General features: G+C 71.8%; 24 protein-coding genes, 1 pseudogene and 1 riboswitch. Of the genes and pseudogenes, 11 read left to right on the top strand and 14 right to left on the bottom strand.

The genetic code is table 11. The annotated features are described in order from the left end of the window. A complete protein-coding gene (locus ACFV1J_RS25875) occupies positions 1–1407 on the top strand; it encodes an ABC transporter permease subunit (protein WP_385861778.1) in 1407 nt (468 codons plus the stop codon). Further along, positions 1404–2282: a carbohydrate ABC transporter permease gene (locus tag ACFV1J_RS25870; protein ID WP_385861776.1), complete on the top strand. Its 879-nt coding sequence runs from the start codon at positions 1404–1406 to the stop codon at positions 2280–2282. Before ACFV1J_RS25875 ends, ACFV1J_RS25870 begins: the two co-directional genes overlap by 4 nt. Before the next feature lie 180 nt (positions 2283–2462). Here ACFV1J_RS25870 and ACFV1J_RS25865 read toward each other — a convergent pair whose 3' ends face one another. Continuing rightward, a complete protein-coding gene (locus tag ACFV1J_RS25865; protein ID WP_385861773.1) occupies positions 2463–3197 on the bottom strand; it encodes a TetR/AcrR family transcriptional regulator in 735 nt (244 codons plus the stop codon). A gap of 118 nt (positions 3198–3315) precedes the next feature. On the opposite strand from ACFV1J_RS25865, the gene ACFV1J_RS25860 reads away from it, so the two are divergent. Together ACFV1J_RS25860 and ACFV1J_RS25855 are read left to right on the top strand one after the other, a co-directional pair. Continuing rightward, complete coding sequence (locus ACFV1J_RS25860) at positions 3316–3912, top strand: NADPH-dependent FMN reductase (protein WP_083109323.1); 597 nt, start codon at positions 3316–3318, stop codon at positions 3910–3912. A 29-nt stretch (positions 3913–3941) separates the two neighbouring features. Next, positions 3942–5495 (top strand): DHA2 family efflux MFS transporter permease subunit, encoded by a 1554-nt coding sequence (locus tag ACFV1J_RS25855; protein WP_385861771.1) that lies wholly within the window; start codon positions 3942–3944, stop codon positions 5493–5495. Positions 5496–5510: 15 nt separating this feature from the next. Here the strand turns inward: ACFV1J_RS25855 and ACFV1J_RS25850 are convergent. Further along, positions 5511–5890: pseudogene (locus ACFV1J_RS25850) on the bottom strand (transposase). 30 nt (positions 5891–5920) lie between these two features. Then, positions 5921–6319 (bottom strand): ArsR/SmtB family transcription factor, encoded by a 399-nt coding sequence (locus ACFV1J_RS25845; RefSeq protein ID WP_385861768.1) that lies wholly within the window; start codon positions 6317–6319, stop codon positions 5921–5923. 81 nt (positions 6320–6400) lie between these two features. Then, positions 6401–6624, top strand: a riboswitch (cobalamin riboswitch). A 30-nt stretch (positions 6625–6654) separates the two neighbouring features. Here ACFV1J_RS25845 and ACFV1J_RS25840 point away from each other — a divergent pair. After that, positions 6655–7764, top strand: a complete 1110-nt coding sequence (locus tag ACFV1J_RS25840) for a HoxN/HupN/NixA family nickel/cobalt transporter (RefSeq protein WP_385861846.1) — start codon at positions 6655–6657, stop codon at positions 7762–7764. Between the two features lie 115 nt (positions 7765–7879). Here the strand turns inward: ACFV1J_RS25840 and ACFV1J_RS25835 are convergent, their stop codons facing one another. The 3 genes from ACFV1J_RS25835 to ACFV1J_RS25825 all read right to left on the bottom strand — a co-directional run bounded on the left by ACFV1J_RS25835 (position 7880) and on the right by ACFV1J_RS25825 (position 9395). Further along, positions 7880–8290, bottom strand: a complete 411-nt coding sequence (locus ACFV1J_RS25835) for a VOC family protein (protein WP_385861767.1) — start codon at positions 8288–8290, stop codon at positions 7880–7882. Positions 8291–8300: 10 nt separating this feature from the next. After that, positions 8301–8744 (bottom strand): helix-turn-helix transcriptional regulator, encoded by a 444-nt coding sequence (locus tag ACFV1J_RS25830; protein ID WP_385861765.1) that lies wholly within the window; start codon positions 8742–8744, stop codon positions 8301–8303. A gap of 75 nt (positions 8745–8819) precedes the next feature. Next, positions 8820–9395: a TetR-like C-terminal domain-containing protein gene (locus ACFV1J_RS25825; protein WP_385861762.1), complete on the bottom strand. Its 576-nt coding sequence runs from the start codon at positions 9393–9395 to the stop codon at positions 8820–8822. 119 nt (positions 9396–9514) lie between these two features. Here ACFV1J_RS25825 and ACFV1J_RS25820 point away from each other — a divergent pair, with 119 nt between their 5' ends. Then, complete coding sequence (locus tag ACFV1J_RS25820) at positions 9515–10849, top strand: alpha/beta fold hydrolase (RefSeq protein WP_385861760.1); 1335 nt, start codon at positions 9515–9517, stop codon at positions 10847–10849. A gap of 96 nt (positions 10850–10945) precedes the next feature. On the opposite strand, the gene ACFV1J_RS25815 is transcribed toward ACFV1J_RS25820, so the two are convergent. Next, positions 10946–11956, bottom strand: coding sequence for a hypothetical protein (locus ACFV1J_RS25815; protein ID WP_385861758.1), 1011 nt, complete (start codon positions 11954–11956; stop codon positions 10946–10948). 249 nt (positions 11957–12205) lie between these two features. Then, complete coding sequence (locus ACFV1J_RS25810) at positions 12206–13153, bottom strand: SDR family NAD(P)-dependent oxidoreductase (protein ID WP_385861756.1); 948 nt, start codon at positions 13151–13153, stop codon at positions 12206–12208. Between the two features lie 87 nt (positions 13154–13240). Between ACFV1J_RS25810 and ACFV1J_RS25805 the strand changes: the two genes are divergently transcribed. Beyond that, complete coding sequence (locus ACFV1J_RS25805; RefSeq protein WP_385861844.1) at positions 13241–13654, top strand: MerR family transcriptional regulator; 414 nt, start codon at positions 13241–13243, stop codon at positions 13652–13654. A gap of 103 nt (positions 13655–13757) precedes the next feature. Here the strand turns inward: ACFV1J_RS25805 and ACFV1J_RS25800 are convergent, their stop codons facing one another. Beyond that, positions 13758–14390: a DUF1524 domain-containing protein gene (locus tag ACFV1J_RS25800; protein WP_385861754.1), complete on the bottom strand. Its 633-nt coding sequence runs from the start codon at positions 14388–14390 to the stop codon at positions 13758–13760. 190 nt (positions 14391–14580) lie between these two features. Then, positions 14581–15444 carry a DUF4190 domain-containing protein gene (locus ACFV1J_RS25795; protein ID WP_385861752.1) on the bottom strand — a complete coding sequence of 288 codons (864 nt, stop codon included), beginning with the start codon at positions 15442–15444 and terminating at the stop codon, positions 14581–14583. Positions 15445–15753: 309 nt separating this feature from the next. Between ACFV1J_RS25795 and ACFV1J_RS25790 the strand changes: the two genes are divergently transcribed. After that, positions 15754–17265: a glycosyltransferase family 39 protein gene (locus ACFV1J_RS25790; RefSeq protein ID WP_385861751.1), complete on the top strand. Its 1512-nt coding sequence runs from the start codon at positions 15754–15756 to the stop codon at positions 17263–17265. Positions 17266–17313: 48 nt separating this feature from the next. On the opposite strand, the gene ACFV1J_RS25785 is transcribed toward ACFV1J_RS25790, so the two are convergent. Both ACFV1J_RS25785 and ACFV1J_RS25780 read right to left on the bottom strand, forming a co-directional pair. Next, entirely contained in the window at positions 17314–18276 is a 963-nt protein-coding gene (locus ACFV1J_RS25785; protein ID WP_385861749.1) for a hypothetical protein, read from the bottom strand. Positions 18277–18278: 2 nt separating this feature from the next. Further along, entirely contained in the window at positions 18279–18692 is a 414-nt protein-coding gene (locus ACFV1J_RS25780) for a hypothetical protein (protein WP_385861748.1), read from the bottom strand. A gap of 208 nt (positions 18693–18900) precedes the next feature. Between ACFV1J_RS25780 and ACFV1J_RS25775 the strand changes: the two genes are divergently transcribed. Beyond that, on the top strand, positions 18901–23025 hold the full coding sequence (locus tag ACFV1J_RS25775) for a CHAT domain-containing protein (protein WP_385861745.1): 4125 nt from the start codon (positions 18901–18903) through the stop codon (positions 23023–23025). A gap of 28 nt (positions 23026–23053) precedes the next feature. Here the strand turns inward: ACFV1J_RS25775 and ACFV1J_RS25770 are convergent, their stop codons facing one another. Then, on the bottom strand, positions 23054–23587 hold the full coding sequence (locus ACFV1J_RS25770) for an isochorismatase family protein (protein WP_385861741.1): 534 nt from the start codon (positions 23585–23587) through the stop codon (positions 23054–23056). A 250-nt stretch (positions 23588–23837) separates the two neighbouring features. On the opposite strand from ACFV1J_RS25770, the gene ACFV1J_RS25765 reads away from it, so the two are divergent. Further along, on the top strand, positions 23838–24965 hold the full coding sequence (locus ACFV1J_RS25765; RefSeq protein ID WP_385861738.1) for an isochorismate synthase MenF: 1128 nt from the start codon (positions 23838–23840) through the stop codon (positions 24963–24965). Positions 24966–25074: 109 nt separating this feature from the next. Continuing rightward, positions 25075–25641 carry a GNAT family N-acetyltransferase gene (locus ACFV1J_RS25760; RefSeq protein WP_385861736.1) on the top strand — a complete coding sequence of 189 codons (567 nt, stop codon included), beginning with the start codon at positions 25075–25077 and terminating at the stop codon, positions 25639–25641. On the opposite strand, the gene ACFV1J_RS25755 is transcribed toward ACFV1J_RS25760, so the two are convergent. After that, positions 25635–26378, bottom strand: a complete 744-nt coding sequence (locus ACFV1J_RS25755) for a class I SAM-dependent methyltransferase (RefSeq protein ID WP_385861734.1) — start codon at positions 26376–26378, stop codon at positions 25635–25637. The genes ACFV1J_RS25760 and ACFV1J_RS25755 overlap by 7 nt on opposite strands. Position 26379 lies beyond the last annotated feature (1 nt).

The following is a 26379-nucleotide window of genomic DNA, read 5'->3' as shown; positions in this document are numbered from 1 at the left end:
ATGCCTGCCACCACTTCTGCGGTGCCGCCCGCCACCACGCGCGGCGGCCCGCCCCTCCCCCCTGGCGGCACCGCCCGCCGGACGGCCGCCGCCCCCGCGCGGCGCGCCGTCCGGCGGCGCCGCCGGATCGCCGCGGTGTTCCTCTTCCCCGCGCTGTTGCTGCTGGGGGCGCTGGTCGCGTACCCCATCGTGTTCTCGGTCATCCGCAGCATGTACGACGCCTCGGGTGACACCTTCGTCGGGGTCGGCAACTACACCCAGATGTTCCAGGACCCGGCCACGCTCCGGGCCATCCGCAACAGCGCGATCTGGGTCGTCTTCGCCCCCGCGCTGCTGACCGGACTCGGTCTCGTCCTGGCCGTGCTGACCGAGAAGATCCGCTGGAAGACGGCGTTCAAGCTGCTGATGTTCATGCCGATGGCGATCTCCTTCCTCGCCGCCGGCATCATCTTCCGGCTCGCCTACGAGCAGGACCCGCAGCGCGGTGTGCTCAACGCGGTCACCGTCGGCATCCACAACTCCTTCCAGGGCGACTCCACTTCGTTCCCGACGGCCAAGGCGCGGATCGGCGACAAGCAGCTGACCAAGGGCCCGGACGGCGGTTACCGCACGGCGCGGCGCACCGACCCCGGGCACATCGTCAACCTCGGCCTGGTCGGGGTGGCGCCGAAGGACATGCCGCACGCGGCGCGCCCCGCGGCCGGGGCCGCCAAGTCCCCGGCCGGCCACGGTGAACTGCGCGGGGTGGTCTACCTCGACTTCACCCCCGGCGGTGGCGGCAAGCCCGGCACCGTGGACCGCACGGAACGCGGGCTGCCGAAGCTCACCGTCGAGGCCGTCGACTCCCGGGGGAAGGTGGCGGGCACGGCGACCACCGCGGCCGACGGCTCCTACCGGCTGACCGGGCTGGCTCCGGGCTCGTACGCCCTGCAGCTGCCCGGGAAGGACTTCGCCCCGCCGTACGAGGGCATCGCCTGGCTCGGCCCGACCCTCATCACCCCCGCCATCATCGGCGCCTACATGTGGATCTGGACCGGTTTCGCCCTGGTCCTCATCGGCGCCGGGCTCTCCGCGATGCCGCGGGACGTGCTGGAGGCCGCGCGGATGGACGGCGCGAACGAGTGGCAGGTCTTCCGCCGGATCACCGTGCCGCTGCTCGGCCCCGTCCTGGGCGTGGTGTTCGTGACGATGGTGATCAACGTGATGAAGGTCTTCGACCTCGTCTACATCATCGCGCCCGGACCCGTACAGCAGGACGCCAACGTCCTGGCCCTGCAGATGTGGCTGGTCTCCTTCGGCGGTGGCAACAACCAGGGACTGGGCAGCGCCCTCGGCGTCCTGCTGCTGCTCCTGGTGGTGCCGGCCATGGCCCTCAACATCCGTCGCTTCCGCAGGAGCCAGTCATGACCACCGTCCAGCAAACCGTCACGCCGCGCAGGCGGTCGGCCCGCCCGGCGAAGCGGATCAGCCGTGCCGTGATCCAGCTGTTCCTGCTCGTCGTCGGGCTGATCTGGCTCACCCCGGCCGCCGGTCTGTTCGTCTCCTCGCTGCGTTCGGAGGAGGCGAACGCCAACAGCGGATGGTGGACGGCGCTGACCGCGCCCAGCCGGCTGTCGCTCGACAACTACGCGGCGCTGCTGAAGGATTCGGGCATCGTCCAGGCCTTCTGGAACACCGTGCTGATCTCGGTGCCCACCACGATCGCCGTCGTGGTGATCGCCGCGCTGGCCGGCTACGCCTTCGCCTGGATGGACTTCCCCGGCCGGGACTGGATCTTCCTGGTCGTGGTCGCCATGCTGGTGGTGCCGGTCCAGATCGGCCTGTTGCCGGTGGCCAAACTGTTCGGTGCGCTCGGCCTGTTCGGCTCCATCCCCGGCGTCATCCTCTTCCACACCGCGTACGGTCTGCCGTTCGCCATCTTCCTGCTGCGCAACTACTTCGCGGAGATCCCCAAGGAGATGCTGGAGGCCGCGCGGATGGACGGCGGCGGGGAGTGGCGGATCTTCTCCCAGCTGATCCTGCCGCTGGGCCGCCCGGCCATCGCCAGCCTGGCCATCTTCCAGTTCCTGTGGGTCTGGAACGACATGCTGGTCGCCCTGCTGTTCGCGGACAACGAGTCGCAGCCGCTGACGGTCGCCCTGCAGTCGCAGATGCGGCAGTTCGGCAGCAACATCGGCGTGCTGGCGCCCGGCGCCTTCCTGTCCCTGATCGTGCCGCTGATCGTGTTCTTCGTGTTCCAACGGCACTTCGTCCAGGGGATCATGGCCGGTTCGGTCAAGTAGTCCCGGGCGCCTCCCCCGCCCGACGCGCAAGGGCCCGCTGTCCAGCACAGCGGGCCCTTGCGCGTGTCCGTGCGCGCGCCAAGCAGTGGCCCGGTGCGCCGGGGCCGGTTGTCGTCCCGATCTGCTGAGCCGTGCCCGGCGGTCGGTTGGGCGGCATACCCATGACCCGGCGGACAGCCCCTAGCTGTCGATCCTGACCGCGATGCCGTCGAGTACGAAGTCGAGTCCCGTCTCGAACTGCCAGGCCGCGTCGTCCTTGCGCCCGGCCCCGAGGGCGTAGCGCCGGTAGGTCGGGTAGCGGCCGGTCTCCATCAGATAGGTCATCTGGGGTGCGAGCGCGCGGCGTGTTTCGTCGCCGCTGGCCCAGCCGTTGTCCTCCATGTACTGGCGTAGCGCCACCTCGGACTGCGCCGCGCCGTGCACATAGGCGTTGACCGCGCGGAAGGCGGCCATCATCGAGTCGGTGTCCATGCCGTGGCCGTCGAGCGCGGCAAGCTGGCGTTCCGCGACCGCCATCCGGTTCGGCGTCAGCACGAAGTGCGGTGTGGGCAGCTGGGCCAGCCAGGGATGCCGCAGCATCATGGCGCGACTGGCCAGTGCGTAGGCGCGCAGGATGTCGCGCCAGCCGGTCAGCTCGTCGGGTACGGCGAGTTCCTCAGTGACCTGGTCGACCATCAGCGCCCACAGGTCGTCCTTGCTCGAGACATGGCGGTACGCGGCCATGGGTGCGACGCCCAGCTCGGTGGCGAGGCGGCGCATGGTGACGGCGGCGAAGCCCTCGGCGTCGGCGACCTGCACTGCCACCGCGGCGATCTTCTGCGGCGTCAGTGAGGCGCGGGGCGCGGCGGCGGGGCGCTCCATGCGTTCCCACAGCACGGACGCATCCGCATCTCTGCTCTTCTTCTGGGCTGCCACGAGTGGGCTCCTCTCCGGCCGACCGTTCGTGTACAGCGTATCGCCAGTAGACGGCGTACACAGCGACGTGTACGTTGTACGCATCCCAATACGTCGTACACATCAGGGGGGATTTCCCATGAGCGAGCAGCCGCAGCAGCTCCGCGTAGCGGTCGTCGTCGGCAGCACCCGGGAGGGCCGCTTCGCACCCGTCGTCACGCGGTGGATCAAGAGCCACCTCGACCAGCGCGACGACATGAGCGTCGACGTCGTCGACCTGGCCGAGACCCCACTGCCCACCGTCTTCCCGGCCTTCGGTCAGCCGCCCGCGCCCGGCACCGAAGAGGCCCTCGCCGAGGTCTCACCGCGCCTGGCGGCCGCCGACGCGTTCGTGTTCGTCACGCCGGAGTACAACCACAGCTTCCCGGCGTCCCTGAAGAACGCCATCGACTGGCACAACGAGCAGTGGCACGCCAAGCCGATCGGCTTCGTCTCCTACGGCGGCATCTCGGGCGGCCTGCGCGCGGTCGAGCAACTCCGGCTCGTCATGGCGGAGTTGCACGCGACCACCATCCGCAACACGGTCAGCCTGCACAACGCCTGGGGCCTGTTCGACGAGGAGTACGCGATGAAGGACACGCAGAGCGACGCCGCGGCCAAGACGATGCTCGACCAACTCGCCTGGTGGGCCCAGGCACTGCGGGACGCCAGGAACGCCCGCCCCTACACCGCCTGATGCCGCGTCAACAACACTGGGGGAAAACCATGAATCAGCGTATGGGAGAAACCGCGCCCAAGACGGCGGAGCCCGGTGCCGACCAGTCGCCGGCCATGGCGCCACCGTCGCGCCTCGCCATCCTGGGACTGCTGCTCGGCATCATCCTGGCGACACTCGACGGCACGATCGTCGGTACCGCCCTGCCCACGATCGTCGGCGACCTGGGCGGCCTGGACCACTTCTCCTGGGTGGTGACTGCCTATCTGCTCACCACTGCCGTCTCCACCCCGATCTGGGGAAAGGCCGGCGACCTGTACGGCCGCAAGGGCAGCTACCTGACCTCGATCGCGGTCTTCCTCGTCGGGTCGGTGCTCTGCGGACTCGCCCAGGACATGGGGCAGTTGATCGCTTTCCGGGCACTCCAGGGACTCGGCGCGGGCGGCCTCTTCGTGGGTGCGCTCTCCCTCCTCGGGACGCTCCTGCCGCCCGCGCAGGCGGGCCGCTCCCAGTCGATGATCGGCGTACTGCTGCCGGTCGCCATGATCGGCGGCCCGCTGCTCGGCGGCTTCCTCACCGACCAGCTGGACTGGCGCTGGGTCTTCTACGTCAACGTGCCCGTCGGCGCCGCCGCACTCCTGATCGTCGGGCTCTGCATCCGACTGCGCGGCGAGCGCGGCCCGGCCCGCATCGACTTCCTGGGCGCCGCACTCCTCACGGCGGGCGTTCTGGCGCTCACCCTGATCGGGACCTGGGCCGGCGCGGCGTACGACTGGCTCTCACCGCAGATCGCGGGGCTCGCCGCACTCTCGGTGGGCGCCCTCGGCTGGTTCGTCCACGTGGAGCGACGAGCACCCGAACCCATCATCCCGCCGCGCCTGTTCCGCGACCGCAACTTCACGCTCGCCCAGGTGCTGAGCTTCCTGGTGGGCGCGGCGATGCTGGCCGCGGCGAGCTATCTGCCGCAGTACATGCAGTTCGTACGGGGCATGTCGTCGACGGAAAGTGGGCTGCTGCTGCTCCCACTGATGCTCGGCATGATGGGCGCGCAGCTGTTCATCGGGCGGGCGGTGGCCAACGGCGGCGGGTACCGCGGGTACCCCATCGCGGGCGGCGCGGTCGCCACGGCGGGCGCCCTGGCCCTGCTCATGGTCGGCGCGGACACCGCCACGGCGGTGGCCTCCGCGCTGACGCTCGTCCTCGGCCTGGGCCTCGGCTGTCTGATGCAGCCCGCGATGCTCATCACCATGAACAGCGCGGAGCCCCGCGACATGGGCGCGGCCAGCGGCACCACCACGCTGCTACGGACCATCGGTGGCTCGCTCGGCGTCGCCGTGCTCGGCTCCCTCTACACCGGCCGCATGGCCGCCACTCTCACGGACCGGCTCGGCGGGGACGGGGAGCGGCTCGCCGGCGGCCACGAAGTGACCCCCGCGGTGTTGCTCGGGCTGCCCGACGGGGTGCGGGACGCCTTCCGTGCCGGGGTCACCGGCGGACTGCACAGCGTCATGATCGGCACGGCCGCGCTGTGTGCCGTCGCCTTCGCGGCCGCCTGGCTGATCCGCGAGGTGCCGCTGCGGACGGCCCCGGGGGCGGCGGACTAGGCAGGGTCTGGCGGGTCAGGGGCGAGGCCACAGCCAGATCGCGGCGACGGTCACAGTGCCGTGGAAGATGTAGGCCCTCTTGTCGTAACGCGTCGCCACCGCCCGGAAGTTCGTGAGTCGATTGGTGGTTCGTTCCACTTCGTTGCGACGCTTGTGGAGCATCTTGTCGAAGCCGGCGGGCCGGCCCCCCCTGCTGCCTCTGCATTGTCCTGGCAGGTCTTCCACCTCCCGAACCGTGCCGGCAGGTCCCGCCATGGAAGGCCGGTCCGCTGCCGGAAGAGGATGCCGTTGATCACTCTGCGGTGGCTCTTCCAACGGCCACCTCGTCCCACGTTCTCGGGTAAGTGCGGCTCCAAGCGAGCCCATTCCTCATCGGATGCATCACCCCGCCCCATGCTGACCGGAACGATCAGCTGACAGGTCAGTCACACCGACCCGTCGGACAGGCCCTGAGCCCGCGCGCGGTGGGGTTCCCCGGTCGTGCAGTGCGTCAGCAGTGCCGCGGTCGCGTCATCGACCACGCGGTAGCGCACCACCCGGCCGTCCTTCGCGCCCTCGACCACGCCGGCGGCCCGTAGCAGACGCAGCGCCTGGGAGACCGCGGTGTCCTTCATGCCGGTGGCGACCGCCAGGTCGGAGACGGCGATGGGACCGGCCCGGTGGAGGGCGAGCAGCAGGGCGAGGCGCCCGGGATCGGCGAGCAGCGCGAAGCGGTCGGCCCAGGCCCGGACCTCGCCCGGCTCACCGATGGCGGCGATGGCGTCGCAGACGCGGTGGCCGTCGATGGTGCGGTGGTCGGCGCGCTCGGCCGGGACGAGATGCATGAGGACATCTTCGCAGGTCGCAGAGTGTGATCTTCGATACCTGCACAGTTGTGCAGGCTTGAAGACATCGCCGGGCGACCCGTAGGGTTGGCGCGCCGTGGTGCTCGGGAAGACCGGTGACGGACCTCGTGGTCCCAGTCCGGAGCGGCCCTCGCCACTGTGATCGGGGAGTTCTCGTCCCGTTTCGTGCACCTTGCTGGGTGGACGGAGCCACTGGCCGCAGCCCGCGGTTGGGAAGGCAGGGACGGGCACGAGCGGCAGCGAACCCGTAAGCCAGGAGACCGGCCACGGCATCTCACGAAGTGATCCACGAGGTGCTGGAGCGTGACCGCCGGATGGCCCTGTCCACCGATACCCCGACCACCCCTGCCCCCGCCACGTTCCGCTGGCGCCGGCAGGACACCGTCCGCACCGCGGGCCTGATGGCCGTCATAGCCGGCCTGCATGTCGTCGCCTTCGGCGTGCTGTTCCTGCTCGTGGTCCCCCACCACTACTCCGTCGGCAGCCAGGTCTTCGGCGTCGGACTCGGCATCACCGCCTACACCCTGGGCATGCGGCACGCCTTCGACGCCGACCACATCGCCGCGATCGACAACACCACCCGCAAGCTGATGGCCGACGGCAAGCGTCCGGTGTCGGTGGGCTTCTGGTTCGCCCTCGGCCACTCCAGCGTCGTGGTCGTCATGGCGGCCCTCGTCGCCGGGGGCGCCCAGCTCGCCGGCGCCCTCCTCAACGATGAATCCCGTACCCACCAGATCCTGGGCACCATCGGCACCACGGTCTCGGGCACGTTCCTCTACCTCATCGCCGCCCTCAACCTCATCGCGCTGACCGGGATCTGGCGGGTCTTCCGCGGGATGCGCGAAGGACGTTACGACGAGGCCGAGTTGGAGCAGCAGCTGGATTCCCGGGGCTTCATGAACCGCTTCCTGGGTCGGTTCACCCGCTCCATCTCCCGCCCCGGCCAGATGTTCCCGCTCGGCTTCCTCTTCGGGATCGGCTTCGACACCGCGACCGAGGTCACGCTGATGGTGATGGCGGGCAGCGGCGCCGCGGCCGGCCTGCCCTGGTACGCGGTCCTGTGCCTGCCGCTGCTCTTCGCCGCCGGCATGAGCCTGTTCGACACCCTCGACGGCACCTTCATGAACTTCGCCTACCAGTGGGCGTTCTCCAACCCGGTCCGGAAGGTCTACTACAACCTCACCATCACCGGCCTGTCCATCGCCGTCGCCCTCTTCATCGGCACCATCGAGCTGGTGACCGTGCTCCACGACAAGCTGGGCCTGAGCGACCCGGTGACCGGCTGGATCTCCGGCCTCGACCTCGACAACGTCGGCTTCCTCATCGTCGGCCTGTTCGTGGTGGTGTGGGCCGCGGCGCTGGCGTACTGGCGCCTGGCCGGCGTCGAGAAGCGCTGGGCGGCGCGCTCGGCGGGCAACGGCTGAGGCGGGCGGGTCCACCAGCCGGCGCTGGGGCACTTCGCGTTCCCGGGGCCGCGAATCCTTCGGCAGGCGGAGGGGACGAGCCGTCGGAGCGCCGCGGCCCGGCCCCTCCGGAGGCTCAGCGCACTTCCTGGATGCGGATCAGGTTGCCGGCCGGATCGCGGAAGGCGCAGTCGCGGACGCCGTACGGCTGCTCGGTCGGCTCCTGGACGACCTCCGCATCGCCGGCCTGCACGCGCTCGAAGGTGCCGTCGAGGTCCTTGGTGGCCAGCAGGATCCAGCCATAGGTGCCCTTGGCCATCATCTCGACGATGGTGCGACGCTCGTCGTCGGTGATGCCGGGGTCGGCGGCCGGCGGCGCCAGGAGGATCGACGTGTCGGGCTGGCCGGCGGGACCGACCGTGATCCAGCGCATCTTTCCCTTCCCGACGTCGTTGCGGACCTCGAAGCCGAGGGTGTCGCGGTAGAAGGCCAGGGAGGCCTCCGGGTCGTCGTGCGGGAGGAAGCTGGTGTGAATGGTGATGTCCATGGCTCTCACGCTAGAGGCCATCGGTGACCTGCGCTTCTCGATTCCTGATCGGTCGGGTCACCTGTTTCGCCACGCACGGCGGCAGCTCCGCCGGTGCGAGCGCCGCCTGGCGCCGGTAGGCACTGGGCGGCATCCCGACCAGCTCGGTGAAGCGCGTGCTGAAGGTGCCCAGCGAGGAGCAGCCGACCTCGAAACAGACCTCGGTGACGCTGAGGTCGCCCCGGCGCAGTAGCGCCATCGCGCGCTCGATGCGCCGCGTCATCAGATAGGCGTAGGGCGACTCGCCGTACGCGAGCCGGAACTGCCGGCTGAGGTGCCCGGCCGACATGTTCACGCCACGGGCGAGCGCCTCGACGTTCAGCGGCTGCGCGTACTCCCGGTCGATCCGGTCGCGGACGCGGCGCAGCAGCGCGAGGTCGCGCAGGGATGGCGCGGTGCTGGATCTGCTGGTCACCTGCGTGATCGTGCCATGTCCCGCCGGGGTTGCCCAGCGTCGCCGGTTCCCGCGAGGGCGCCGGGGGGCCGCCGGTTACTTCCGCCAGCCGCGCAGGGTGGCGTGGATCGTGGTCCGGAGGCTGCTCTCGGCGGTGGCCGCGTCGAGGGCCCCGGCCAGTTCGAGGGTCACGAGCCCGTGCAGGGTCACCCAGAACGAGAGGGCGATCGAGGTCGCCTCGCCGGCGAGGAGGGACTCCGCCAAGGCACGGTCGATCGCCGCGAGGAGCGGCCGGACCGGGTCGGCGGTACCGACGGCGCCCGACGGATCGAAGGACTGCACCCCGCCGAACAACACCGTGTAGAGGTGGCTGTGTTCGCGTCCCCATCGCCGGTACGCGACGGCCAGCGCGAAGAGGTCGGCGAGCGGGTCGTCGGAGGTCGGTACCGCGGACAGGTCCTGGTACAGGCCGGCGACCGCTCTGTCGCGCACCTCACCGATCAGCCCGTCCTTGCCGTCGAACAGCGAGTACACCGCCGTCGTCGACGTCCCGGCGGCCGTGGCCAGGGCGCGGACCGTCACCAGCTCGCGCGGACGGGTGGCGAACATCTCGGTCGCGCATGCCACGAGCCGCTCTTTGACGGTGTCGTCGTTCGTTTTCGGCCTACCCACGGGACCAACCTACCCAGCTCTGATAACGTCGTTTTGAAACGCTGTTCTGAAACACTGTTCCGCAAGCCGGTCGGGAGCTCACCCCTCGCACCGGACCAAGAAACGGGGTCGTCATCGCCATGCCACCGTCCGTCATACGTTTCCTCCGCGCCGCAGGGCGCCTGCTGCTGGCTCTGGCTGCCGTCGCGGGCCTGGTCGTCGTCTTTCTCGCGCTGCTCGTCCTCACGGACGGCGCCGGCTCCGGCCTCGCCGCCTGGCTGACGACCCTGGCAGTCGCGACGGTCCTCGCGCTGTGGCGGGGCCGGCGCCGTACCCGGCCGGCGCGGCTGGTGCCGTTCGTGCCGGTGGTCGTCGCGGCGGCATTGACGGCGTCGGTCTGTCTCCCGACCGTGCCCTCGGCGCGGCGCTACCCGTCCGCCCTGCCGTTCGTGGCCACGCAGCACTGGCGCCTGGCCACGGGCAGCCGGGTCGCGGTGTACCACTATCCGCCCGCAAAGGCCGCCACCCGACGGCCCGTTCCCCTCGTCTACCTCAACGGCGGCCCGGTTCGCAGCATTTCGCTCCTCGACCACCGGTTCCTCCAGTTGCTGGCGCGCCGGGGCTACGACGTCCACGCCTATGAGCAGGCCGGCGGCGGACGCAGCGACCTGCTCCCCATGGAGCAGTACACGATCTCCAGGTCGGTCCGTGACCTCGGCGCCTTCCTCGACCGTCTGGGCCGCGGCCGGGTCGACGTCCTCGGGTTCTCCTCGGGCGGCGCCGTGCTCACCCGGGCCCTGGCCGACCCGCACATCGCCGCACGGGTCCACCGGGCGGTCATCGCCGAACCCGGGCCGATGGACGGCCCCACCGCCCGGATCGCCGGCCACAAGGGACGGAAGTCCGCGCGCGGCCTCGCGCCGGCCCTGACCGGACCGCGCTCCACGCATGTCCCCCGCTACGCCGTCGCCTTCGGCCTCCTGCAACTCGGGCTCCTCACCCCGGAGAACGGGCTGGTCGGACAGGCCGAGGGCGACAACGCGTTCACCGCCGCCGACCTCGGCGACGACACCGCGTCCGCCTACTGCGCGCGGGACGCCCACCGCATCCCCGTAGAGGACACCGCACGGAACTTCTCCTTCAGTCCCGCCGCCAGCCTCCGCATCCAGCGGACGGTCAGGGACTCGCCCTCCCTCACCGCGCAGCTGCGGCGCTCCCGGACCCCCGCCATGCTCATGATCGCCGAGTGTTCCTCCCAGGTCCGCCAGTGGGAGACCGCCGTCCTCGCCAACGACCCCGCCGTCCAACGCACGCAGTACCTGCCCGGCGTCGGACACCACATGTGGAACGGCCTCGACGCCAACAGCGAACGGGCCTACGCCGCCCTCACCGCATTCCTCCAGAACAAACCGGCCCCCCTCCCCAACTACCCGACCCGCGACGACATCCCGGCCTTCCTTCGCGAACACAGGTGAGGGTGGGTGGGCTGCCGGCGACGGGGTCACGGAAGTCGCGTCGAACTCCCCTACCGCTGAAGCCGGTTCACCCACCACCAGAGCCGGTTCGCACCGCTAGAACGCCCTGACGGGGATACGGACCAGGATTTCCCGGACGCCCGCGCCCAGGCCGGAGACGAGCGCGCCGCCCACCCACGCCGCCGTAGGGGCCAGGAACACCGCCCCGGTCGCCAGGACGGCGACGGCCGCCCCCACGCTGGCCGCGAAGTCGTCCTGGTGGGTGATGACCTTCAGCTGCACCCGGAGGTCCCCGGACACCTGTGCCTCGCCCTCGGTCACCGGCTGGGACTTGAAGACGCGCATGCTCCCGGTGTAGATCAGCGCCCGTTCCGCGGGGTCGAACTCCACCCGGAGGAAAGCCGTTTCGTCGCCGATGGTCCCGCCGATCCTGGGGCTTCCGTCCAGATCGACGCGCAGGCTGACCGACTCGTACAGCGACCCGATCGCGGCCCTGGACTCCGACCGCAACCGGGAGCAGAGCTGGTCCAGGGCCACGCCCCCGATGGCCCGGGCGGTGCCGGAGGCGACCGCCGCATCCAGTGCCTTGAAGTCGGGGGAGACCTCACAGCCCAGGTCGTACGCCTGCTGGCTCCAGGAGACCTTCAGGGGCCCGTTGACCCAGAGCTCCACGCGGATGCCGGGGCCGTCCCATTCCGCGACCTGTCCCTGGAGCGTGTAGATCAGGGACGGCGAGGGGCCGACGCTCTCCGGCAGTTCGGTGACCTCGAAATCCGAAACGGAGAGGAGCAAGGGGACGCCTTCTCCGAAGGGGGCGTGGCCCGGATCGACCAGCTCCATCAGACGGTTCCAGGTGGCCGCGCCCACGTCCACCCGGGCGTCGGCGATCAGGCCGTCCTGGACCGTCTGGAAGGTGCGGATCGCCTCGGAGAGCTGGTTCGAGGCGTTCCCCTCCTCGATCGGTGGGAGCTCGTCCAGTGAGGTCCCACCGGCGGGCAGGCCGACGGCATCCAGGAGTTCGGCGACCTCCTGCTGATCGGAGGCGTGGTTGGGGCACTGGGTGCCCGCGTTCGTGAGGCCGACCGCCTCATGCAGTCCCCATGGCATGGCCGATTTCCCTCATCCGGCGGCGCGCACGGCGTCGAGGAGTGAACTCATGACCTCGCGCTCCTGGTGCCCCATTCGGACACGGGGCCCACGGGCGCAGTTCCACCGTACGACGCCTGGGGCCGGCAGGCAGCTCGACCACCACCGCGGGGCCACCGCACCTCCCCACCTGGGCATGCGGCGGCCGGCGGCGAGCGGACATCATCGGCGATGCGGCCTGAGGCCGGCCGGTTCGGCCGGCCTCAGAACTCAGAAATCCGTCCCCGTGAGTTCGCTGGAGAGTGCCCAGAGCCGGGCGGCGGCTTCGGGGTCCGTGGCCCAGGGTTTGACGCCGCCGACGAGCATGTCGTCGGTCGCGGCCGGGTCCGCGATGTCACAGTCCTGGCAGTAGGCGCCGCCGTACGCATCGAGGAGCGGGGAGGTCGCGGCCCAGACCGCGGTGGCTGCGCCCTGTTGGGGTGTCTTGAAGCCGTCGGCGGGCCGGCCGTCGGGGGTCACCCACCCGTGCGCGAGCCACTCTTCGCGGGGGACGTGGCGTTGCAGCGGAGTGAGGATGCTGCCCGGGTGCACGGCGAAGGCACGCGGTCCGTTCGCCGCGCCGAGGCGGTCGAGATGGCGGGCGAAGAGGGCGTTGGCGGTCTTGGACTGGGCGTAGGCGAGCCAGCGGTCGTAGCCGGTACGGAAGTGGAGGTCGTCCCAGCGGATGTCGGACAGGAAGTGCCCGGAGGAGGCCACGGCCACCACCCGGGAGCCGGGGGCGAGACAGGGGCGGAGGCGGTTGACGAGCGCGAAGTGCCCGAGGTGGTTGATGGCGAAGTGGGCCTCCCAGCCGGGGCCGATGCGGGTCTCCGGGCAGGCCATGATGCCCGCGTTGTTGATGACGAGGTCGAGGGTGCGCCCGGTCCGGAGGAAGCGGTCGGAGAAGCTCCGCACGCTTTCCAGGTCGGCCAGATCGAGCGCCCGGACTTCGGCCCCGGGGACGTCCCGCAGGGCTCCCTCGGCGACGGCCACCCGTCGTGCGGGGACGATGACGCGGGCTCCGGCACGGGCCAGGGCGCGCGTCGCTTCCAGGCCGAGTCCCGAATATCCGCCGGTGACCAGCGCGGTGCTGCCGGTCAGGTCGATACCGGCGAGAACGTCGTCGGCCGTGCTCTGCGCGCCGAATCCGGTACCGATCTTCTGCTGCTTCATGATCATGCGGAGGACGCTAGAAGCTTGAGTGCGCGCTAGGTCAAGATACGGTTCGCTGCCGGAAAGGATGGAGGGGTGAGCTGGGTGAACGGAATGGATGAGACGGCGAACGGCATGTCCATAGGCAGGGTCGCCGAGTTGACCGGGATGAGCGTGCACGCGTTGCGGTTCTTCGAACGCGAAGGGCTGTTCCTGCGGGAGATCCCGCGCACCGCCGGCGGACAGCGCGTCTACGCGCAGGCGGATGTGGACTGGCTCGCGCTGTGCGACCGGCTGCGCGCCTCCGGCATGCCGATCGCCAGGATCAGGAAGTTCGCCGACCTCGTCCGCTCCGGTCCGGGCAATGAAGTCGACCGGCTGGCATTGCTGCGCGAGCACGAGCGCAATGTGGAAGCGAAGATGGCGGATCTCCAGGCATGCCTGGACGTCATCCACACCAAGGTCGTGACGTACGAGCAGCACCTCCGCGACGGAACGGCCGTGGGGGTGTGGGCCCCTACGCCGTAACGCGCCCGGTGCCCGGCCGGCGGGGTGGCCGGCCGGGCACCGCGACATGTGCGCGTACGAGAGCCGTGAGGCCAGCGGGCGCTCAATTCCCGCTGGACGCGGGTCAGTTGGTGCAGGTGTCGAGCATGGCCGACAGGGCGGTCTTCTCGTTGTCGGTGGTGGTGAGCTTCCAGACGGACTTGATGTGGGTGTAGTCCTTGGCGTAGGTGCACCAGAAGGCGTGGTTGGTGGGCTTCCAGTCCGCCGGCCCGCTGTCGCTCTTGGAGCTGTTGGAGGATTCCGAGGCGATCAGGAGCTGGGGGTCCTTGAGGTCGTTGCCGAAGGCCTTGCGCTGGTCGGCGCTCCAGGTGTCGGCGCCGGAGCGCCAGGCTTCGGCGAGCGGGACCATGTGGTCGATGGTCGCCTGGGCGACGTCGGTGACCGTGGTGTCGTCGTAGACGGAGTACCAACTGCCGCTGGTCGGCTGGCACTTGCCGGATTCATCGACGACGTCCTTGCCGTCGCGGGCCAAGACGTCCTGGCGGGTGGTGCAGCCGTCGGGCTGCTTGGCCCATATGTCGAACTTGTCGCGGGCGTAGCCGTCCATGGAGTGCGGGGGCGCGACGGTGAGGGCGGCGAGTTCGGCGCGGGCGGTGGACGTCGAGGGCGGGGCGGGCGGTTCCGCCAGCGCGGGTGCGGCGGCCAGGCCGATGAGGGTGACGGAAGCGGCGGACAGGCCGAGAACGGCACGACGCATGGGGTCTCCAGAAGTGTGGGGGGTGGGAGAGACACTTCAGGGAACCGCACAAGGAGGGCCGGGCGCTACGCGCGTTGAATGAACATGACACGCTCATTCCCCGTTCATTACCTACGCGTTGGGAAACCTCCCCCCGGCGCTCCCGTCGGCGAGCCGTCGTCGGCGGGAACGCCGGGCGGGGGTCAGGAGCTCAACGGGTGGTACCGCTCCAGTAGGCGTCGTCCCATCGCAACACGTCGGGGCTGAACTCGACCTCGGCCCGGTCGGCGGCGGCGGGCGGCAGCGAGAAGGCGTACTTGCCGACGGCCTTCCTGCCGGGCAGGAGGTATCCGGTGAGGACCTTCTGCCGGCCGCTTCCGTCGATCACCAGTTCCGCCGAGGCGCCGTCGGCGTCATTGACGTCGGGCAGCCCGGTCTCGATCGAGACCCGTTCCTTTCCGGTGTTGACCACCGTGACCGTGACCTGAACGGCCTTGTTCCCCTTGGCGTGGCCGTGGGCGAAGGCGTCCGGGACGAACGGCGTCGGCCTGTCCACGGTGACCTTCAGTCCGTTGCCGAAGGTGTACGACTTACCGAAGGGCAGATGCCGAGCCTTTTCCTCGGCTGCCGCCGCCTCCTTCTCCTTCTTGGCCTCCTTGACCTTCGCCCGGGCGTGGTCGACGACGTGCTTCACCGTCACGACGGTGAAGGCCGCACTGCCGGCCGCGATCAGCAGGCCGATGATGCCCATGACGACACCGGTGAGGGCCATGGCCCGGTTGGTGGCCAGGCCCTTGCGTGCGTGGCTCAGTCCTATGGAGCCGAAGACCAGGGCCAGCAGGGCCGGCAGCCAGGAAATCCAGAACAGGATGATGAGCACGCCGAGGCCGATGCCGACGAGGCCGAGCACCAGAGCCGTGATGCCCATGCCGTTACGGGGCTGTTGAGCGGTCTGCACCGGGTACGGCAGGCGGGGTACCTCACCCGCCGCGGACGTCGGCGGGGCCCACGGATCGTGGTCCGGCGACGGTCTCCCCGAGGACGAGGAGCCGTCGGAAGAGGTGGGCGTGGTCATGCGAATCCCTTCGGGCACACAAGGCACTCGGACCTGCCCGAGTAGTTTTCGATTTTATTGCCTCACGCCGCCGCTGACGGACCCCCGTAGTGGGCGCAGATGCTGCTAGATGGGCATTTATCTGCAATGGGCCACATCTTGATGTGATCTTCGTCGGAACCTGCACCTTGAGGCGACCTCTCGGCAAAGAAAGGTGCTCCCGTCCCGTAGATTCCGGGCGACGGGGAGATCATCGAGCCGAATGACGGCTCCCTCCTTCGGGTTTGGCGGAACGCACGCGCCAGCAGGCGTTCGCGTATTCAGGTTTTTTTGGGGGGCACCGTGCGGCACGGCCGCATATCCATCTGCGCCGGTCCGGCCGCGCTCGCGCTCGGGCTCGGACTGTGGGGCATCACGCGCGAGCACAGCATGTGGCGGGACGAGGCAGCGACCTGGCAAGCGGCACACCGGCCGCTGAGCGAGATAGCGCACATGGTCGGCCAGGTCGACGTCGTCCACGGCTTGTACTACGCGGTGATGCACACCGTCTTCGCCCTCTTCGGCGACAGTCTGGTCGCCCTGCGGCTGCCCTCGGTGCTCGCCACCGCCACCGCATGCGCGCTGACCGCGCTGGTCGGCGCCCGACTCTCCACCCGCGTGGCGGGGGCGGCCGGCGGACTGGCCCTGGCGGTCGTCCCGGCAGTGCAGGAACACGCGCAGGAGGGGCGGTCGTACGCCCTCGTGCTCGCTTTCGTCGCACTCGCCACCTGGTTGCTGGTCAGGGCACTGGAACGGCCGGGCGGCCGGCGGTGGGCCGGGTATGCGGCGGCCACGCTGATCGCCGCGTGGCTCAACTGGTTCTCGCTGTTCGCGCTCGTCGCGCACGGCGTCACCGTGGTGGCCGCCCGGCCCGGCCGAACTCGCCTTGTCGGGTGGCTACTTGCCGCCTCGGCGGCCGTTGCCGCAGCCCTGCCGGTGATCCTGACCAGCCGGGCCCAGGCGTCGCAGGTCTCCTGGATCAAGCCGCTCGGCTGGTCGACGGTACTCGGGGTGCTGATCACCGTGGCGATCGCGGCCCTCTGCACGCGCCTGCCGCAGGCACGCGGGTCGGCGACCGCGCGGGAGGACGCGCCGCGGGCACGCCTGAACCTCGCGGTCGTCGCGCTCCCGCTCTGTGCGGTGCCCCAGGTCGGCCTGGCGTTGATCTCCGTCGTCAAACCCCTCTACGTCACCCGCTATGTGCTGTTCGCCTACATAGGTCTCGCGCTCCTGATCGGCGTCCTGCTCGCCGCGATCGCCGCACGTCTCACGGCGGACGCCCGTGTGCTGCTCCCTCTCGCCCTCACCCTGGCCCTCCTGGCGCTGCTCCCGATCGAACTCCGGCTGCGTACCGAACAGAGCCGTATCGACGACGTACTGAGCGCGGCGGCCAGGGTCGGCCAGCTGCGCGACACCGCCGACGGCGTCCTCTACATTCCCGCCGCGCGCCGCGACACCGCTCTCGTGTCGCCACAGGCGTTCGCCGGGCTGCGGGATCTGGCCCTGGCCCAGGGGCCGGTGGAGTCAGGCACGCTGAAGGGCATAGAGGCCGGCCCCCATGACATAGAGCGCGCCATGCTGCGCGCACGGCGCATCGTGCTCGTCACCGATCCCGGGCCGCGCCAGGCCGACACCGTCCGCGACCTCACCAAGCAGCGGGTGCTGGACGCCCACTTCGTGCGCTGCTCGGCCAGCGTCGTACGGGGCCGCCAAGTGAGCCTCTACGCACGCGGGACGTGTCACCGTGCGGGACGGCCGGACGCCCGCAGCGCAGGCCAGTCACTCGCCGACGCCCGGCCGTAGGCGTCGTGTTGTCGTGGCGTCGTGTTGTCGTGGCGTCGTGGCGTCGTCTCACCGTTCCGTCCGTCCCCCGCCGTGCTGCGCAGCCAGCGGGGTTCGGGGGCGGAGCTGTTGCATGAGGGCGTCGCCGAGGGCGGGGGTCACCGGGCCCGTGTGGTCGATGGCGAGCGAGGCGGCCAGGTCGACGACGTGCAGTCGGGCGGCGGCTTCGAGCAGCTGGGCGTAGGTGTCGACGGCGGTGTGGATGCGGTACCTGGCGGTCAGCACGAGGGCCGCGGCGAGCGGGGCGGCGGGCCACCACCACACGGTCAGCGGGGCGTACAGCACGGCCCACCCCGCCAGGGTGACGGCCCGGGTGAGGGCCTGCTCGGCGGTGGTGATCTCGGCGCGGGTGGTGTCGGGCAGGACGAGCCACAGGTGCGGCCACAGTACGGACAGGTCGAGGTGGTGGTCGCGTGCCAGACGTACGGAGACGGCGTGGATCCGGTCGCCGCTCCATGTGGGCCGGGCGGGTTCCTCGGCGGCGAGGCGTCGCCACGCCTCGTGGGCGGCCCGGCGTGCGGCCCGGTCGGCCCGGACTCCGTCGCGGGCGAGGGCGCGGGCGTCGGCGTCCAGCTGCTGACGGTAGCGGTGCGCCGCGGCGTTCCAGCGGGTGCGGCGGACGGCGACGCGGGCCCGGGCCCCCTGCCGTAGCGGGCGGGGCCAGGTCTCCCAGTCGGGGGCCAGCGTGCCGCGTTGGACCAGTACGCCCAGGCCCTGGGCCATCAGCCCGGCCGCCGCGGAGGCAGCGAGGACCGCGCCCAGCAGCACGACCTGGCCGCCGGCGGTGGTGGCGGCGGGGGCCTGGATCCAGTGGGTGATCCGGTCGGTGAGGCGGTGCGGGTCCAGGGCGTGGGCCTGGCCGAGGGTCGCGGCCGCGGTGGCGGTGGCCAGGAAGAGTGCGCCGGGCAGGACCAGGAGGGTCAGCCAGCGCTCGGCGAGTTTCTGCCCCAGGGCATTGAGGACGCCGCCCACCGCTACAGCCGTTCCGTGCGCAGGGGCCGTTCGCTGATGCGGCAGCGCGGGGTCTCCTCGCGCTCACCGGGCCAGGCGTGGCGTGCGCACAGTCCGGTCGGGCACAGCAGGACCCACTCCTCAGGGGCTGGGGGGTTGATGCCGAGGGGGGTCAGCCCGCGGGCGCGGCCGTTGACGCCCGCGGCGTCGCCGGCGGCCAGCAGAGCCTCGTGGAGGACATCGAGGGATGGTCCGAGGTCCGGGTCTCCCCCGTCGCGCAGCGCCACCAGTAACCGCTCCAGGGGAGCCGCGCCGTCGGAACCGTACTCCTCCAGGGTCGCCCGGATGCGGTCCAACTGGTCGCAGACGTAGGCGAGGTCCTCGCGCGCGGCCCCTTCGTCCCGCCCTTCGCCACCGCCACCGCTGCGGCAGGTCACCCCACTTTCGTCACCGCCACCGTTTCCGCCGCCGTTTCCGCCGCCTCCGCGCATCGCTGCCGCCCCCTTCGCCCTCCGCCGTCGGTTCAGCGGCCGCGGCCGGGCTGCGAGCCCTCGGCGCGGTGTTTCCGCCTTGCGTCCCGTTCCGTCAACTGACGTTCTATTGTGCCCAATTGGCGGGAGATACCGGTGACGACGGGGAGGCCCCGTGGGACAGCGTGACGAACTCCTGGCGGCGGTACGGGCGCGGGTCGACCGGGTGGCTACGACAGGGGATGCGTCCGTCGTCCTCGCGGCGGCGGCGCGCGCGGAGGGCGACCGGCTGGCGGCGATCGTCGCCGGCGATCCCCTTGATGTCGAGGCCGCGTACACCCTGGGCCGGCTGCACCACACGCGTGCCGAGGCCCTCCCCGAAGCGCTGGCCGGACCGGACCTGGCGGCCGCACTCCGCTGCTTCACGCCGTGCTTCATCGCGGGCCGGGACGCGGACCTGCCCCGTCCACTGCTCACCGCGCTGGCCGAACGGGCCGTCCCGGCCGGGCTGGACGGGCTCGCGCACGCGGCGCGGACAGACGTGGACCCGGAGTTCCTGACCTCGCTCGTCGCCCTGTGGCGGCGCATCGCGGCGCACACCCCCGCCGACGCCCCGGAGTGGCCCGGGGCCCTGGCGAACCTCGGTACCGCCTTGCAGCGACGGTTCGAACACCTCGGGGAGGCAGCGGACGCGGACGAGGCGGTGACCGCGACAGCCGCGGCCGTCCGCGCCACCCCCGACGGTCATCCCTACTACCCCATGCTGCTGTCGGACCTGGCCGTCGCCCTGCAGCGGCGGTTCACGTGCGGGGGCGCGCCGGAGGACCAGGACGATGCGGTGGAAACGGCGCGGGCGGCCGTCCGCGCCACCCCCGAGGACAGCCCGCACCGGGCGATGCATCTGCACACCCTCGCTTCCGTCCTGCGGGACCGTTTCGACCGGACCGGCACGGCGGCGGATCTGGACGAAGCCGTGGAATGGGGCCGTGCGGCGGTGCGTGCCGCCACGGCAGACGGCCACCCCCATCGGGCCGGGTATCTGAACACCCTGGTGCACGCCTTGCGGACCCGGTTCGAGCGCACCGGGGCCGCGGCGGATGCGGACGAGGCCGTGGAACGGGCGCGCGAGGCCGTCCGGAGTACCGACGGTCAGGACCCCGAGCGGGCCCGTTGCCTCCATGAGCTCGGTGTCGTACTGCAACAGCGCTTCGAGCGTTCCGGGGACCGCGCGGATCTGGACGAGGCGGTGGAGGTGGCCCGGACGGCGGTGCGGGACGGCCCGGCCGATCCGCTCCAGCGCGCCGTTCACCTCAACAACCTCGGCATCCGGCTGCAGCTGCGGTACGAACGGGCCGGCGCGGTCGCTGACTTGGACGAGGCGGTCGAGGCAGGACGGGAGGCCGTCCGGGTCACTCCCCGCGCACACCTCGGCCGTGCCGACCATCTCTCCAACCTGGGCATCGCCCTGCGGATGCGGTTCGAGCGCAGCCGGGTGCCCGCGGATATGGACGAAGCCGTGGCGGCGGGGAGGGCGGCCGTCGAAGGAACGGCGGACGCGCACCCCCACAACGCCACCCACCGGGGCAACCTGGGGGTCACGCTGCTGGTGCGCATCGAGCACACCCGCGACTCCACGGGCCTGGACGACGCGGTGGACGCGGTCCGCGCCGGCGTCCGGGGCACACCGGACGGTGATCCGGGCAGACCGACGTTCCTGTCCAACCTCGGCCTCGCGCTGTGGTTCCGGTTCTCCCGCGGCGGCGCACTCGCCGATCTGGACGAAGCGGTCGAGGCAGCACGGGAAGCGGTCCGGGCCCTGCCCGCCGACCATCCAGAACGTGCCAGGTGCCTGCACACCCTCTGCCTCGTCCTGCGGACCCGGTTCGACCGGACGGGGCAACTGGCCGACGTCGACGAGGCCGTAGAGGCAGCACGCCTGGCGGTCCGGCTCACCCCGGACGACCGCATCGGTCATGCGCGTCACCTGGCCAACCTGGGCATCGTCCTGCGGATGCGTGCCGACCGCAACGGCGCACCGGACGACCTGGCGGAGGCGGTCGAGGCGGGACGGGCGGCGGTCCGCGCCCTCCCCGACGCCCCTCCGGATCAGCCCGGCCGTCCCGAGGAGCACGCCGACCACCCCGACCACCTCAACGCTCACCCGCACCTGGCCGCGCATCTGACCAGCCTCGCGCTGACCCTGCAGCAGTGCTTCGCGCGGACGGGCCAACTCCGCTACCTGGACGAGGCCGTGGAGGCCGGCCGAGCGGCCCATCGGGCCACTCCGGACGACCACCCGGACCATGCCCTGTACGTCAACAACCTCGGCATCGCCCTGCGGGAGCGTTTCGAGTGCGGTGGTGCGCCCGCCGACCTGGACGAAGCGGTCGGACTGGCACGAGAGGCGGTCCGGGCCACCCCTCACGACCACGCCCACCGCGCCGCATACCTGGCCAACCTGGGCAACGCCCTGGCGAGGCGAGGCGAGCGTTCCGGTGCTGACCGGGACCGTGACGAAGCGCTGGCCGCCTTGGACCGGTCGGCCGCCACGACGGCGGGTGCGCCATGGGTACGCGTCCGGTCGGCCCGTCTCGCGGCGGAACTGGTGGCGGCTTCGGCTCCGGGTCGGGCGGCCGCCTTCCTGGAACAGGCGGTGCTGATGCTGCCCGAGGTGGCGCCGCGCCGACTACGGCGCGGTGACCAGCAGCATGCTCTCGGCGCCCATGCCGAGGGTCTGGCCGCTGACGCGGCGGCCCTGGCACTGGCCGATCCCGAGGGCGGCACAGCGTCGGAACGTGCCACCCGCGCACTGCGGCTGTGCGAGGCCGGACGAGGCGTGCTGCTGTCCCAATCCCTCGACGTCCGCGATGACTTGACCGAGCTCACCGAGCGGCATCCCCGACTCGCCCGCCGGTTCGGCGAGCTCCGCGAGCTCCTCAACCAGGACCTCGACCTCGCTGGTGCCCCCGCCGGGAATTGCGGGAGCCGCACCGGAGGCGCCGGGGGAAGCGGAGGAAGCGGCGCCGAGCGCCATCGGCTCGCGGCGGAGCTCGATGACGTGCTGGGCCGCATCCGGGCGTGCCAGGGTTTCGCCGCCTTCGGCCTGCCGCCGAGCCTCGAAGAGCTCATGGCGGAGGCCGCGCACGGCCCGGTGGTGACGTTCAACATCAGCCGCTACCGCAGCGACGCGATCCTGCTCACCCGTCAGGGCGTCAGCTCCTGTCCGTTGCCGCGGCTGGGCCATGACACCGTCCTCGACCGGGTCGACGTCTTCTACCGCGCGCTGGCCGGGGCGACCGCGCCGGACGGCGACCGTATTGGCGCGCAGCAGACCCTGCGCCGCACGCTGGAGTGGCTCTGGGAGGCCGCGGTCGAGCCGGCCCTGTCCGCCCTCGCCGCGAGGGGCGAGGCAGTGTCCCTGGGAGAGGAGGTGCCCGCGGAGCACGGCGGCCGGGCGCTGCCCCGGGTGTGGTGGACACCAGGCGGACCGCTGGGGCTGCTGCCCCTGCACGCCGCCGGGTTCCACACCGACCGTGCGCGGGGGCCGGCGTCCCGCACGGCGATGGACCGGGTGATCTCCTCGTACACGCCCACCGTGCGCGCGCTGCGGCACGCCCGTGGACGGCAGGCTCGGGCCGCGGACCGGTCCCGGGCGCTGATCGTCGCCATGCCGACCACTCCCGGGCAGCGCCCCTTGCGCTACGTCCCCGAGGAAGTGCGCCGGATCCGGCCGCTCCTCCCCCACCCGGTCCACCTCACCGAACCGCCCGTCGCCGACGACGGCCCGAACCTGCCACCCCCTGCCGACACCGACACCCCCACCACGGCGACCGTGCTCGCCCGTCTCCCCGGGTGCGAGGTGGCCCACTTCGCCTGCCACGGCGCGAGCGACCCTGCCGACCCGTCGCAGAGCCGACTGCTGCTGCACGACCACGCCACGACACCCTTGACGGTCTCCGCGCTGGCCCGGGTCGACCTCGACCACGCACGGCTGGCCTATCTGTCCGCCTGCAATGCGGCGGCACCCGGCGGCCTTCGCCTCCTCGACGAGGCCATCCATCTCACCAGCGCCTTCCAGCTGGCCGGATTCCCCCAGGTCATCGGCACCCTGTGGCCGATCGACGACCGTCTGGCCGCCGAGGTCGCGGAGTCCTTCTACACCCATCTGCACACCGGCTCCCCGGGAAGCCTCGCCCCCGACCGTGCCGCGACCGCCCTCCACCAGGCCCTCCGCGCCGTACGCGACCGCTTCCCGGCCACCCCGTCCTTGTGGGCGAGCTACCTTCACGCCGGAGCGTAGCCGCAGGAAGACGTGCCCGGCCGTGCGGTCAGTGGCCGGGGCCGAGGCCGTCGAGCGCCTCCGCGGTGTCCGCGGCCATGGTGACGACGGCGCAGCGGGTCGCGCCGTAGCGCAGGGCCCAGTGGTGGTGTTCGGCGTCGAAGTCGGCGGTGGCGTCGGCGACCAGGAAGGTCTGGATGTCGTGCATGAAGGCGTCGGCGCAGGTGAGCAGGCAGCCGAGGTGGGCGTAGACGCCGGTGACGATCAGTTGGTCACGGCCCAGGTCCGTCATCCGGTCGGCCAGGCCGGTGCCGTGGAAGGCGCTGTAGCGGTGCTTGGTGAGGAGCAAGTCCTGTGGGCTGGGGGCGAGTTCGGGGACGATGTCGGCGTCGTCCGGGCGGCCGCCCGGGCCGGGGCCCCACAGATCGGCGAGGAGACCGCGCTGCTGTGGGCGCTGGCGGGGTGGCTGCCGGGTGTAGACGACCGGTACCCCGGCGCGGTGTGCGGCCCGGGTCAGGCGGGAAATGCCGGCGGGCGGGGGCGGCGCGGGCGTAGGGGCGCAGGAAGTAGTGCTGCATGTCATGGACGAGGAGCACGGCCCGGGACGGAACCGGCCGCCAGGGCAGCCGGTTGTGCTCCAGGCACTGCCGGTCGGGCGGTGGATAGGGGGCGATCCGCGGCAGACTCATGGCCGATGGCTGCCCCGGTGCCGGCGTCCTGACCCGCCGTGCGCCCCGTGCGCCCCCGCCGTACCCGCGCACGCCCTGCCGTTGCGGCAGTTGCCGGAGTGGACTGGCACTCCGACCGAGCGGGGTGAGGGAGGGCCAACCACGGTGGAGAGCGGCGACCTCGGCAGCTGGATGCTCAGCACGCCGCGCACCGTCCGTACGGCCGGCCCCGGGCAAACGGTGGCCGCCGACCCGGGCCCGGGCCAGTTCGCCCGGCTCGCCCGGCGAGCACGCGAGGAACTGCGGCGGGCCGCGGACGGCCAGGCGGTGGTCGGCGCCCTTCCCTTCGACGAACGCACGCCCGCGGCACTGACCCTGACCCGGATACGCACCCGGCGGCGCCCGGCCCACACCTGCATCGGGCCGCCGCTCCCCACTGCCCCGCCCTGCGGCGATCCGGCCTACGGGGAGGCCGTCGCCACCGCGGTCGCGCACTGTCGCGAAGGGACCCTCGGCAAAGTGGTACTGGCCCGGAGTCTGCTGCTCCCCGGCCCCGGCCCCGATCGGCTCCCCGCGGTCCTCGGCCGCCTGCGGTGCCAGCAGCCCACCGCCTACGTCTTCCGTGTCGAGCTCGCCCCCGGTCTCCCCGGGCCCCCGCGGCTGCTGTTCGGGGCCTCACCCGAGCTGCTGCTGGTGCGCCACGGTGACCGGGTCCTGCTCAACCCCCTGGCCGGCAGTGCGGTCCGCCACCCTGACCGGGTACGTGACCGGGCCGCCGCACGCGCCCTGCTCGCCTCCCGGAAGGACCGCGGGGAACACGCCGTCGTCGTCGCCGAAGTCGCCCGCCGGCTGGGTCCGTTGTGCACCCGGCTCGATGTGCCCGCGGTTCCGTCGTTGCGGGCGACCGGCCAGTTGTGGCACCTGTCCACCACCCTCCGCGCCCGCCTCCGCCACCCGGCACCCGACGCCCTGGAGCTGGCCGCCGCGCTGCACCCCACCCCCGCCGTGTGCGGACTGCCGCGCGGCACGGCCCGGCAGCTCATCGAGGAGCTGGAGGCCGGCCCGCGGGACTACTACACCGGACTCGTCGGATGGATGGACGGCCATGGCGACGGCCAGTGGGTCATCGCACTGCGCTGCGCGGAACTCTCCGACCGGGGCCTTCGCCTGTACGCCGGCGCCGGGGTGGTCGCCGACTCGACCCCGGATGGCGAACTCGCCGAGACCGACGCCAAGTTGTCGACCCTGCTCGCCGCACTGAGCCCGGCCCTGCCCGCACCCACCCGCGGATGACGGTGCCGGTCGGACCGCCGGCCGAGGTGGCGCAACGGGCCGCCGGCGTTGATCATCTCCGTATCAGAGCCGCATGAGCAGCCGAACGAACAGCCGCATGAGGAGCCGTATGAGCACCTTCCTGGAGACCGCGCGGATGGCACTGCGCCCGTTCACCGCAGGAGACGTGGACCGACTGGTCGACCTCGACGCCGATCCCGAGGTGATGCGGTACCTCAACGGCGGCCGGCCGACGCCGCGCGAGACGATCCGCACCGAGAACCTGCCGCGCCTGCTGCGCCGTTTCCCGGCGACCGGAACCGTCGGCTACTGGGCCGCCGAGGCCAACGACACCCGGGCGTTCCTCGGCTGGTTCGAGTTCCGGCCGGTCGAGGAGGACAGCCCGGCCGTCGTCGAGCTCGGCTACCGGCTGCGCCGGGCCGCCTGGGGCCAGGGCTATGCCACCGAGGGCGCACGAGCGTTGATCCGTAAGGGATTCACCGAGCTCGGCGTCCAGCGGGTGACCGCGAACACGATGGCCGTGAACGTCGCCTCCCGGCGTGTGATGGAGAAGGCGGGCCTGCGCTACGTCCGCACCTACTTCGCCGACTGGCCCGAACCCATCCCCGGCGCCGAGCACGGTGAGGTCGAATACGCCCTGACCAAGGCCGACTGGGAGTTGACGGAGCGTCAGTAGTCGGCCACCAGGAGCCGGTAGCCGACGTCGAGGGCGTCGCGGGCGAGCAGATCGGCGTAGCGGTCCTGCCAGCGGCCGGTCGCCAGGTCGTCGGTGAGCGCCGCCAGGCCCGGTGCGAGGGCGTCCTCCCCGGTCTGGGCGAGCAGCGAGATGCCGGCGCGCACCTGGGGGTCGAGGTAGGCGTGGGGGCGCCGCCAGTACGCGGCGCCGAACCCGTCCGTGCAGTCGTACGGGACCGGGACCGGCTCCATGTCCGCGCCGCCGAGCAGGGCGGCCAGGTCGTCGATCGGGATGGCGCGGGCGTCGTCGAAGGCGGCGGCCTGCGGGAGGTAGTCCCGGACGAGCCAGAACCGTTCGCGGAAGACCTGCTGGTCCCAGGTCAGGATGACGATGCGACGGCGGGCGACCCGGCGCAGTTCGGCGATCCCGGCCGCCAGGTCGGTCCAGTGGTGGAGGGTCAGCAGCGCCATGACGGCGTCCGCGGCGTCGTCGCGCAGCGGAAGGCGCTCGGCGACCGCGCGCACGGCGGGCGCGGAACCGGGCGGGCGCTGGCCGACCATGACCTGGCTGGGCTCGACCGCGAGGACGGTGTGCGGTGTCTCGTAGGAACCGGTGCCCGCTCCCACGTTGATCACGTCCGCCGCGTCCCCGAGCGCGGCGTGGATCCGCGCCCCGATCCGCGGGTCGGGCCGCCGGGTCCGTCCGTATGTCGCCCCGAGCGTGTCGTAGATGGCCATG

The sequence above is a fragment of the Streptomyces sp. NPDC059649 genome (assembly GCF_042734445.1).
Classification (GTDB): domain Bacteria; phylum Actinomycetota; class Actinomycetes; order Streptomycetales; family Streptomycetaceae; genus Streptomyces.
Note: the sequence above shows the minus strand (reverse complement) of the source record. Positions and strands in the feature narration are given on the sequence as shown.